This window comes from Actinoplanes sp. NPDC048791 (assembly GCF_040650095.1).
GTDB lineage: Bacteria > Actinomycetota > Actinomycetes > Mycobacteriales > Micromonosporaceae > Actinoplanes.
The window spans coordinates 1-1,601 of sequence record NZ_JBEZGQ010001467.1 but is presented as its reverse complement, the minus strand read 5'-3'; the positions used below and the strand labels follow the sequence as shown (position 1 = coordinate 1,601).

The 1,601-nt window shown below is 73.6% G+C and carries 3 protein-coding genes; all 3 read right to left on the bottom strand.

Annotated features, from left to right (window positions below):
• Positions 1–427, bottom strand: a 427-nt coding sequence (locus AB0C29_RS47495) for a hypothetical protein (protein WP_360834844.1), incomplete at its 3' end; no start/stop codon positions are given.
• Complete coding sequence (locus tag AB0C29_RS47490; protein ID WP_360834842.1) at positions 424–1,113, bottom strand: response regulator transcription factor; 690 nt, start codon at positions 1,111–1,113, stop codon at positions 424–426. The genes AB0C29_RS47495 and AB0C29_RS47490, both read right to left, overlap by 4 nt.
• The coding region (locus AB0C29_RS47485; protein WP_360834840.1) for a hypothetical protein at positions 1,110–1,601 on the bottom strand (492 nt) is incomplete at its 5' end. The genes AB0C29_RS47485 and AB0C29_RS47490, both read right to left, overlap by 4 nt.

The following is a 1,601-nucleotide window of genomic DNA, read 5'->3' as shown; positions in this document are numbered from 1 at the left end:
TCCAGCCGGTGGTCCGCCGGGCGACGGCGCGCCAGCGGCCCGAGTCGTCGTCGGCGGGCAGGAAGACCGCGGAACCGTCGGTGGGCACCGTCCGCAGCTCGGCCGGCGGCGGCAGGCTCGCGGTGCTCAGCCGGGAGGTGTGCAGGCCGTCGGCGACCGCGCCGCTCGCGTCCAGGTAGACCAGGTAGGGCGCCCCGACCAGGTCGAGGGCCGGGTCGAGCAGGTCGGCCCGGGCACCCGTGGTGCCCGGATCCCGTGGCCCGCTGACCGGCAGGCGCGAGATCAGGGCGGTGAGTGAGCCCAGCTGGCTGTCGAGCCGGTCGACCTGGTAGTGCTCCAGGCGGTCGGAGACAACTGTGCCGACCAGGGCCAGCCCGGTCAGCAGCAGGGCCGTGGTGAGCAGCAGCAGCCGTACGCGCAGACTCACGGGCGCGGCTCCCTCATCACGTAGCCCACGCCGTGCACGGTGTGGATCAGCTTGGGTTCCTCGCCGTCGACCTTGCGCCGCAGGTAGGAGATGTACGTGTCCACGATGCTGGCGTCGCCGCCGAAGTCGTAGTGCCACACCCGGTCGAGGATCTGCGCCTTGGACACCACCCGCCCGGCGTTCTCCATGAGGTGGCGCAGCAGCCGGAACTCCGTGGCGGACACCCGTACCGGCCGGCCGTGCCGGGTCACCTGGTGTCCCTCCACGTCCAAGGCCAGCGTGCCGACGGTCAGGATCCCGTCGTGGTGTCCGGCGGTGCGGCGCAGGATGGCCCGGATCCGGGCGATCAGCTCCTCCAGGTCGAACGGCTTCGTCACGTAGTCGTCGGCGCCGAGCGACAGCCCGGTGATCTTGTCGGCCTGCCGGTCGCGCGCGGTGAGGAAGAGCACCGGCGTACGGTGCTCGCGCAGTTGCCGGACCACTTCGAAGCCGTCCATGTCGGGCAGCATCACGTCGAGGAGCACCAGGTCGGGCGGGTCGGCGGTGGCCGAGGCGATCGCGTCGGCCGCGGTGGCCGCCGAGGTCACCCGGAAGCCCGCGAACCGCAGGGTCGCGGCGAGCAGTTCCCGGACGGTGGCCTCGTCGTCCACCACGAGCAGCCGTTCAGCCTCTTCCCGGGCAGTCATGCCCGCCAGCCTACGGAGGTCCGGCTCCGGACGGCGTCAACCAGCAGGCTCGCGGCGAAGCCGGCGGCGGCCCCGGCGCCGAGCCCGGCCGCCAGCGCAACCCACGGGTTCGCAACCAGCCGCAGGTCGAGGACCGGGACAGCGATGATGAACGCCTGCACCCCCAGCTCCACCGACACCCGGGACAGCAGCGTCAGGACGACCAGCACGGCAGCGACCACCGGGGCGAACCGCACGGCGAGCCCGGCCGCACGGCGCAGCGGGCCACCGGCCCGGTCACCACCGGTACGCGCAGCGACCGCGACAGCGCAGGCGAGCAGCACAGCACCGGACAGGACCACGAGGGCACCGCGCCCGGGCGGCGACCAACCGCCGTCCACGACGCACGAGAGCATGCCGCTCGAGCTGAACGCCCACGGCACCCCCAGCCCGAGCAGCAGCGCGGCGCCCACCACGAGCGGCAGCGCGAGCAGCACCCCGCCGGCCAC

Excerpts from the sequence above, each read along its gene's own strand:
- AB0C29_RS47490 (WP_360834842.1), bottom strand. The coding sequence starts at position 1,113 with ATGACTGCCCGGGAAGAGGCTGAACGGCTGCTCGTGGTGGACGACGAG.